The organism is Amycolatopsis speibonae, from assembly GCF_042647925.1.
GTDB lineage: Bacteria > Actinomycetota > Actinomycetes > Mycobacteriales > Pseudonocardiaceae > Amycolatopsis > Amycolatopsis speibonae.
This window is the reverse complement of record NZ_JBHRWK010000059.1, coordinates 253631-262231: the sequence shown is the minus strand read 5'-3', so window position 1 is coordinate 262231 and position 8601 is coordinate 253631. Positions and strand designations below refer to the sequence as shown.

Sequence of the window (8601 nt, the reverse complement as noted above, 5' to 3'; positions counted from 1 at the left end):
CCCTGAGGCGACCGATCCCCACGGATCTCAAACAACACAACCCCTGAGACAAGTCAGGTGTTGCAACCACCACTAGAACCCAAGGGGAAGGGGGCCTTCACGCGCGACCCCGAAACTCGAGTGCTCAGCGGTGCGGAACGGCCGCGGGGGTCCAGCCGCGGTAGTTGTTGAAGTAGTTCACGCTCGACGCGTGGCCGATCTTGCCGCCGATGCTGGAGGCGTAGATCCCGCCGGAGCCGTCGGCGATACCGACGTGGCCCCACTGGCTGATGTTCCAGTACACGAAGGAGCCCTTCGGCGGCGTCCCAGTCGTGTGCTTCGGGCTGGCGCCGTTCCAGTGCGCGTTGGCCGAGGCCCAGACGCCGGTGGTCCCGTACGCGTTCTCGGCGGCCTTTTCGCAGAGGCCCTGGTACGCGGTGGAGCCGGCGTGGTTCTTGTACCACTGGACGGCGCCGGCGGGCGTGCCGTCGCCGGCGCCCTGGATGGACAGGTCACCTTCGGGCACGGTGGTGAACGTCCCCGCGGCCGGGTTGATGTCGGCGGCGGTGATGGTGGAGCCCGCTTCGGGGGCGGCCGGAGCGGCGCCGGCGACCGGAGCCACGGCGAGGGCCGCGATGGCCAGCGCGGCGACGGACGCCGGCTTCGCCACCTTGGCGAGGATGGTACGCATGATGCAAACCTCCTGTTGAGTATTAACCAACAGAAGAATCGTCCCGTGATCGAGTACAAATTTCGTACAACTCGGCGTAGATAGTTGATAACTCAACGTGTTGGAATATGCCGGGGGAGGGGTGCGTTAACCCCACTGCCAGCGCATCTGGCAAAATCATCCGCTGAAGTCCGGCACCGGTTCACCCCGTACGGGGACCCGGGGCCAACGAGAGAGGACACCATGAAAAGCGGTATTCACCCCGAGTACGTCGTCACGCACGTGAACTGTGACTGTGGCAACGAATTCACCACGCGCAGCACCAAGACCTCCGGCAGTCTCCACGTCGAGATCTGCTCGAACTGCCACCCGTTCTACACCGGCAAGCAGAAGCTCATGGACACCGGCGGCCGCGTCGCGCGCTTCGAGGCTCGCTACGGCAAGCGCAAGAAGGCCGAAGACGCCAAGTAGCTTGAACAACGGCGCCTACCCGCATGTCCGGGTAGGCGCCGTTTTTCATGGTTTCTGTCCAGGGTGTTGAGAGGTGGAGTGGTGGATTCGAGTTCGCTCAAGGGTCTGCTCGAAGAGCACACCCAGCTGGAAGAGCAGCTGGCCGACCCGTCCGTGCACGCCGACCAGGCGCGCGCTCGTAAGCTCGGCCGCCGTTACGCGGAGCTGAGCCCGGTCGTCAAGACGGTCCGCGAGCTCGACACCGCCCGCGAAGACCTCGAGACGGCGAAGGAGCTGGCGTCCGAAGACTCGTCCTTCGCGGCCGAGGCCGAGGAGATCTCGGCCAAGATCCCCGTGCTCGAGGCCAAGCTCACCGAACTGCTCCTGCCGCGCGACCCGTACGACGGCTCTGACGTGGTCATGGAGATCAAATCGGGTGAAGGCGGCGAGGAGTCGGCGCTGTTCGCCGGGGATCTGCTGCGCATGTACCTGCGCTACGCCGAGCGTCACGGCTGGAAGGCCGAGGTGCTCGACTCGGTCGACTCGGACCTCGGCGGCTTCAAGGACGTCACCGTGTCCATCAAGAGCCGTTCGGCCGACGTCGACGGCGTCTGGGCGCGGCTGAAGTTCGAAGGTGGGGTGCACCGCGTGCAGCGCGTGCCCGCCACCGAATCACAGGGCCGCATCCACACCTCCGCGTCCGGCGTGCTCATCTACCCCGAACCCGAGGACGTCGAGGTCGAGATCGACCCGAACGACCTGCGGATCGACGTCTATCGCTCGTCCGGCCCCGGTGGCCAGAGCGTGAACACGACCGACTCGGCCGTGCGCATCACGCACCTCCCGACCGGTGTGGTCGTCTCGTGCCAGAACGAGAAGTCGCAGATCCAGAACCGCGCCCGCGCCCTGCAGGTGCTGCAGGCCCGCCTCCAGGCGATCGCCGAGGAGCAGGCCGCCGCGAAGGCGTCGGACGCGCGCCGCTCGCAGGTCCGCACAGTCGACCGTTCCGAGCGGGTCCGCACCTACAACTTCGCCGAGAACCGCATCGCCGACCACCGGGTGAACTACAAGGCCTACAACCTGGACCAGGTCCTCGACGGCGACCTCGACGGCGTGCTGAACGCGCTCATCACGGCGGACCGCGAAGAACGGCTCGCCGCCCACGCCGGCTGATCCGAGCTTGTGATCGATCACCTCATCGAGGCGGAACTGGTCGAGTGCCGCGATCTCACGCTGCTGGGGGCCAGCACGTTCGAGGGGCGTGCGCCGAAACTCGTCCGGGTTCTGCGCACGAACCTGTACCCGGCGGACTGGTGGGCGGAGCTGAACTGGACTTCCGCCAAGTCCATGCCAGGGCGATCACCGCTCGGCTACTTCCTCTTCCACGACGACCAGCTTCCCGAGTCGAGGTGGATCGCGCCCGGGAACTTGTCCTGTGGGTGCTGGATGTCTTGCTGGAGAACGCATCCTCGTTCGGCCTTGCGGCGAGACTCGGACAGCTGCGTGAGGCGAAACAAGTACTTCCGGAGACACTGCTGTTCGAGGAGTAACAGCTTGTCGAGGTGCTCGCGATTCTCCGCTAGCGGCTCTGTCCCGCAGCCCAGCGGGCGTTCACCGATCAGCGGCGAACCATGCAGAACGTCTGGCATATCTCGCCTGCAAATGGAAGGCCAGCTAACCGGGTTCCGTGGCGAACGGGTCGTCTTCCAGGCTGGTGTGGATGGCCCGGACGGACATGCCCACGTCGGAAAGTCGGCCGATTACCTCGTTTTCGACCCGTCTGAGCGCCTCCTCGCCGGTCTCTCCGGTGCCTGCTGGGAATGCCGACAACAGCACCGCTTCACAAGGCCCCGCGTCCGTATTGATCCTGATCAGCGACGCCGAAAGGTCCGTCGCGGTCGCCCCGCACAGGCGTACGGCGGTCTGGAGGTCGCCGGTGGGAACGTAAAGATGTACCCGTGAGATGACGTCGGTTTCCGCCCTCGGTGTGGAATCGTGCCGGGGAACGTGCGCCGGCTCGCGTGGGTCGGTGCCGCCGAAGGTCGTCATGAGCGAAGAGACTGTGTAGCCGTCGGCCTGGGTGTCGTTGGCGTCGTAGCTACCGTACTGGCCGGTCTCCGGCGTGCCGCGAATCACGAAGAACTCCGCGTTCAGCCCGAAGTGGAAGAGCGCCGGTACCGCTGCACGCTGCAGGGTTTCGGCAGGTTCCTCGTCGTCCGCTGGCGGTGTGCGATAGCCGACGGAGACCGAGTGGCCCTTCCAGGCACCCTCCGGGTCGGCCCGGCAGATCTCCAGCTCGGTGGCCTCGAACTCACCGATCAGCCGCTCGCCCAGCTCGATGGCCACCGCGAAATTGTCCGTTTCGATATTCGCGGATATCCGCGTGACGGCTTCCGTTTCCCGGAGATCCATAGTTGTTTCACTGGCCCTTCGGCGACGGAGGATGCGCTCAGTCTACGGGTGGTGGCGGCGAGACCCTCGGTGGCGTGCCGGACGCCGAATAGGGTCGGGGCATGGCCGATTCGGAGAATGCATTTCGTGGCACCGGCAATAGGAATGTGATCCCGGATTTCCGGGTGTTACTCGGTTGTGAATTCACCATTCTTGGTCAGTGGTATTGAATTTCTATAGACATTCTCCATGATCGATATCGGTTTTGCGGTGCTTCGTGTTACATCGGATGTCACAACCCGTTTCCGCGAACCTGTGATCAGCGGTCGGCCGAACGGTCGATTTGGGTCGGTAGTCGTTGACGTGCTGAAAGTCCGAGACTAGAGTCCGTGGCAGCCCCAATCTGGGGGTGGAGAGGGCTTCGGCCCCTCTTAGGGGAGGACAACCTGGTGAGAAATTCGGCGCGCCTGCTTGGGCTTGCTGTTATCGCTATAGTATTTTCACCCATTCTCTCCGGAGCCGTTGCTGGAGCGTCGGTCAGCGACGATCAGCCGCCTCCGATTGTCGAGGATTACACCTATCCCGGTGCTGATCAGATCTTCGCCCAGTATGGTATTCGACTACTCAAGGGTAATGGGCAGATTTTGTTCACCCAGTGCGGCAGCGGTGGCAACCTTGTCGAAGTCTGGAGTAGGACGAAGTCTAACCCGTTCTGTTTCAAGATCTCGGGTAACAAGGGGTATCTCACCCTTGACCTGGCCGCAGTGTACTTGATCAAGGGTGATGACCACGCGCTGAAGGCGACTATGGTGATCAAGGGTTCGCCGGTTGTTTCCGAGATCGGAAAGAACACCTGGACGTCAGCGGGAGAGGGAGCTGACCCTGTGAACGGCCAGTCTCCGCTTGTGGAATTGAATTCAGGATCGCTCTGATTTTTGACCTGCTTGTTTGCGATGCTGAGCCGAAGCTCGGCGGGTAAACGGTTTCCGCTCAAGAACGGGCTCGCTTCGGCGAGCCTGTTTGATTATATTTTTTGGAATTCGCCCGTTAATTCACCTGTGGCTGTCGTTGTGCGCTCGGGTCGAATTATTACTCGGTGAACCTTCTGGTTCGTGACTGTAGGGACATGGATGAAATCGATTTCCCCGGTTCGGGTTAGGGTAAAGGCATGGTCGGTCTTGGCCATTTCTTTTGTGGTCAGTGCTGGGCTTCCTGCTATGTCCGGCCAAGCTGACGGAGCAGAAGCGAATCCACGACTGGTGGCCGTCGGATTTCTGAAGACCGGTGGTCCTGGCTTGGCGGACGCCGCCGAGACTGCACTTACCGGCACAGACGCCGACCTTCAGGAATTTATCGCTCGTGGTCAGCACCAGGCGCGTGAACACGATAATCGGGTCCGCGCGGCGCAGGTGCTTAATTTCGCAGGTCCTGGCGTGAAAAGCGCGACGAACGCCGCGCTGGGCAAGAGCGCTGCTGAACTGTCCGCTTATCTGGACAGTGGCTGGCAGCTCCCTTGGCTGGACGATCAGCGAGTGCTGGTGGCGCAGATCATGGAAAAGGGTGGCCCCGGCGTCAAGAGTGCGGCGCAGGCGGCACTCAATGGCAGTACCGAGGGCCTGCACGACTTCATCGCCCAAGGCCAGTTCGAGGCACGGACACATGACGAGCGGGTTCAGGTCGCCCAGCTCATGGCGTCCGGCGGGACGCAGGTGCGGGCCGCCGCGCAGAACGCCTTGAACGGTACCGCCGAGGACATCCGAGACTTCCTGCTCACCGGTCAGCATGTGGCACGAGAGCGCGACGAGGAAACACTGTCGATCACCCATCTGCTCGGCTTGGTCCGAGAGGCCGGCGCGAAAGCCGCAAGCGAGACCGATGAGGCGGTGAAGGCGGCTGATCGTGCTGTTCAGGCTTCGCGTTTGGCCAAGGAAGCCGCAGATCGTGCGGCGGCGGAGACCGCAGCCGCACGAGACTCGGCGGGGCGTGCGGCGGATGCCGCGAATCGCGCCGCCGAAGCCGCGGGCAAGGCCGCGGAGGCCGCGAAGGTTGCGATCGACGCTGCCAACGCCGCTACCAGGGCGGCCCGGTTGGCATCGAACGCCGCCGCGCGGGCTGCCACCGCGGCCGGTCTCGCTCGGGACGCCGCGGCTCGGGCGTTCGGCGCCGCCGGGGCCGCCGCGATCAACGCGAAAGACGCGGACACCGCGAGACAAGCAGCAGTCGACGCGCGTAAGGCTGCGGAAGGCGCCAAACTGGCCGCGGACGCCGCCGCTGCCGCGGGCAAAGCGGTCGAGGCGGTCGGGAGCGCCAGTCGAGCGGCGCTGGAAGCGGCGGGCAACGCCGATGCCGCCGCCAACGCCGCGAGCGCCGCGGATGGGCACGCGAAGGCCGCGGGCGTAGACGCTGCTCGTGCCAGGAAAGCGGCACAGGACGCCAAACGGGCGGCCAAGACAGCGGGGCAGGCTGCCCGAGCCGCAGATGCTCTCTCTCGTCAGGCAGCGGCGGCCGCCGGAGAAGCGCGTACCGCCGCGCTGGATGCGGCAGGGCATGCCGAAGCGGCCGCACGTGCCGCGGACGAAGCCGCGGACCACGCCGGGGACGCTGAGAACGCAGCCCGTGAGTCTGCCGCACACGCGGCTGCGGCAAGAGTGGCCGCTGACGCCGCCATACGCTTGTCAGGCCAGGCTCAGCAGATCGAGGACTCCGCGCGTGAGGCCGAGACCGGCCGGCTTCAGAACGACACCGAGCAGGCCGTCTATGACGCCGAGCAGGCGCGAGTCGCGGAGGCCGCTCGCACGGCCGAGAGCGCGTGGGATGCTGCTGAAACTGCGAGGCGTGACGCTGAGACGAGGCAGTTGATCGCTGAGGCGACGGCACCTGGAGCCTCCCCTGAGATAGTTTTGGGGAAAGGTCGCAAGGTCGCAGTTCGGCTCGTCCGGAACGGTGGCGCTTGGACTCGCGCCACCGCCGAGACGGCACTTGTGGACGATAACATGCAAGCCTTCCTGACAGCGGGACTCGCGGTTGCCGCTGAGCAGGATGACCGATCGCGGGCGCAGTACATTGGTGACACCACGACCATTCCGGCGCTCAAAGAGGCTGTCAGGGTGGCGCTGGCCGGTACTCATGCCGATGTCCTGGAGTTTCTGCGGACTCGCTGGTACGAAGGCAAGGAACACGACGATCGGGTAGAGATCGCTCGCATCATGGCTCTTGGAGGCCAAGCGACGAAAGACGCGGGAAACGTAGCCCTCAACGGCACGAACGCGGATCGTGAAACCTTCTTGCGGGTCGGTCAGCACGTGGCAGCCGAACATGACAACCGAATTCGGGTTTCCCAGATCCTGGCCGCAGGTGGGCCGGAGGTGAAGGCCGCGGCGCAGGTCGCCCTGGCCGGCCCGGCCTCGTACCTGCGCGATTTCCTTCAGGTCGAGCAGCTCAAGGCCGCCCAGCGGGATCTCGACACCGCGAGTCACGCCGCCGAGATCCGTGGATATGTCGCGCAGGCGGCCAAGGTGGCGGCGACCGCTCGTGAGAACGCCGACAAGGCCGCTGCGGCCGCGGCCATCGCCCGAAACGCTGCGGACGAGGCGGAGACCTACGCGGAACAAGCGCGCCGGTCGGAGGCGCAGGCGGCAGGCTATGCCCAGCAGGCCAAGGAGTCTGCCGCGAAGGCACAAACATCGGCGACCCAGGCCGCGCAGGCCGCGAAGACGGCGCGTGCCGCCGAAGCGACGGCGCGAAAAGCGGCGGATTCGGCGGCGAACTCCGCCATCCGTGCGACGGACGCCGCGTCCAGGGCGAAGTCCTACGCGGTTCAGGCAGCTGACTCTGCCGCGAGAGCACGGGATTCCGCGCTGAAGGCGGGGGAGAGCGCCTTCAAGGCTGCGGAGGAGGCACTTGCCGCAATCCGGATCTCCGGGGAGAAGGCGGCTGCGGAAAGCGCGACGCCGGGATCGCCGGCCGACCCTGGGTCGCAGGTGAGCGTCGGCGAGTTCCCCAACGGAACCAGGGTGGTGGTCGATGGCGGCGAATGCTATATCAATGGGGTATCCGTCCCGGCCACGAATGCTGGCTGCGGAAACCTTGGTGGAGAATTAGATCAATGGCTGAGCGTGGCCGCACTTCTCATTGATTTCAACACCTTGGAAGGAAATCCGAACGCGGGTGCCACCCTGCTCAAAGCTTTTTGTCGATCTTCCAAGAATAGTTGTCACCCGCTGCTCATGAGGCAGCTGGACGAGGCGAACCTGAAGACTCTCCCGATCGTAGAACTGGGCGGGGTTGGTGGAATCCCATTTCCCGGAGGTAGGTCTGGGCGTATTCCGAACCTGCCGGGGAAAATCTCGGATCTTTCGAAGATCTTGCCGGGTGCTGCCGATTGGCTGGATCCGCGCGCGCTGGCTAAGATTCCGGCTGAATGGAAAGCCGGGGTGGCGAACCAGAAGGGCGTAGGATTCAGGTGGTTCGGCCCCAATCCTAATGCGGCTGGGGTTCGGATCGATAAAGGTGTTCCGGGCGCGAAGCCGAGTCAGCAGGTCGACCACGTTGTTGTACGCGACGGGGGTAAGATCATCGGCAGAGATGGAAAGCCGATCCAGGGATCTCTCGAGCAGAACTGGGAAATGGGTCACATTCCGCTGTCGGAATGGGTCAAATGGTCGAAGTGGAATACGCCGTGTTTGAATCTGTCAAGTATCCTCAGATGCGAGAAATGGTCGTGAATGCGGTTAGGGCATTCTCTGACGTTGAATACCAGTGGCGACAGTGGGTTTGGCGGATGGATCCTCGAATCGTGGACAATTTCACGATGCAGATCAATGCGCTGGATGATCTTCAAATGCGCGAGTTTCCGCACGGTGCCGTCGGTGACGTATTGCGGAATACTCGCGAAGCTGACGCTTTCGGTCCGCTGAACGAGGCTCTGCAGAATTTGTTCGACAAGTTTGGAACCGAGCTTTCGGACAGGGAGTATCTGAACTTGGCCGAGTGGATTCCGGTGGTGACCGAGGCCAAGGAACTTCTCGCGGTACTTCTCGACAAGCAGTGAAAGCTCCGAGCGAGTTGTTTCTTGGGTTCTGTGGCACTAGTTGAGTTTGGTGTGAAGAATT

At 63.8% G+C, this 8601-nt stretch carries 7 protein-coding genes; 5 read left to right on the top strand and 2 right to left on the bottom strand.

Translation table 11 applies throughout. The annotated features are described in order from the left end of the window. Nucleotides 1-124: 124 nt before the first annotated feature. Entirely contained in the window at nucleotides 125-670 is a 546-nt protein-coding gene (locus ACFOSH_RS32855; protein WP_378243580.1) for a CHAP domain-containing protein, read from the bottom strand. A gap of 222 nt (nucleotides 671-892) precedes the next feature. On the opposite strand from ACFOSH_RS32855, the gene rpmE reads away from it, so the two are divergent. Both rpmE and prfA read left to right on the top strand, forming a co-directional pair. Beyond that, on the top strand, nucleotides 893-1120 hold the full coding sequence (gene rpmE / locus ACFOSH_RS32850) for a 50S ribosomal protein L31 (RefSeq protein ID WP_005150382.1): 228 nt from the start codon (nucleotides 893-895) through the stop codon (nucleotides 1118-1120). 81 nt (nucleotides 1121-1201) lie between these two features. Then, nucleotides 1202-2272 (top strand): peptide chain release factor 1, encoded by a 1071-nt coding sequence (gene prfA / locus ACFOSH_RS32845; RefSeq protein WP_378243578.1) that lies wholly within the window; start codon nucleotides 1202-1204, stop codon nucleotides 2270-2272. Nucleotides 2273-2773: 501 nt separating this feature from the next. Here the strand turns inward: prfA and ACFOSH_RS32840 are convergent. Then, on the bottom strand, nucleotides 2774-3445 hold the full coding sequence (locus tag ACFOSH_RS32840; protein ID WP_378243576.1) for a hypothetical protein: 672 nt from the start codon (nucleotides 3443-3445) through the stop codon (nucleotides 2774-2776). Between the two features lie 494 nt (nucleotides 3446-3939). Here ACFOSH_RS32840 and ACFOSH_RS32835 point away from each other — a divergent pair, with 494 nt between their 5' ends. The 3 genes from ACFOSH_RS32835 (at nucleotide 3940) to ACFOSH_RS45160 (ending at nucleotide 8540) form a co-directional block, all read left to right on the top strand. Then, nucleotides 3940-4422, top strand: coding sequence for a hypothetical protein (locus ACFOSH_RS32835; protein WP_378243574.1), 483 nt, complete (start codon nucleotides 3940-3942; stop codon nucleotides 4420-4422). Nucleotides 4423-4707: 285 nt separating this feature from the next. Then, nucleotides 4708-8214 carry an ALF repeat-containing protein gene (locus ACFOSH_RS32830; protein ID WP_378243572.1) on the top strand — a complete coding sequence of 1169 codons (3507 nt, stop codon included), beginning with the start codon at nucleotides 4708-4710 and terminating at the stop codon, nucleotides 8212-8214. Then, nucleotides 8139-8540 carry an SCO4402 family protein gene (locus ACFOSH_RS45160; protein WP_449224199.1) on the top strand — a complete coding sequence of 134 codons (402 nt, stop codon included), beginning with the start codon at nucleotides 8139-8141 and terminating at the stop codon, nucleotides 8538-8540. Before ACFOSH_RS32830 ends, ACFOSH_RS45160 begins: the two co-directional genes overlap by 76 nt. The last annotated feature ends 61 nt before the right edge of the window (nucleotides 8541-8601 follow it).

Bases quoted from the DNA above. Each gene is read 5' to 3' on its own strand.
- ACFOSH_RS32855 (WP_378243580.1), bottom strand. From the start codon at position 670: ATGCGTACCATCCTCGCCAAGGTGGCGAAGCCGGCGTCCGTCGCCGCG.
- rpmE (WP_005150382.1), top strand. From the start codon at position 893: ATGAAAAGCGGTATTCACCCCGAGTACGTCGTCACGCACGTGAACTGT.
- ACFOSH_RS32830 (WP_378243572.1), top strand. From the start codon at position 4,708: ATGTCCGGCCAAGCTGACGGAGCAGAAGCGAATCCACGACTGGTGGCC.
- ACFOSH_RS45160 (WP_449224199.1), top strand. From the start codon at position 8,139: ATGGGTCAAATGGTCGAAGTGGAATACGCCGTGTTTGAATCTGTCAAG.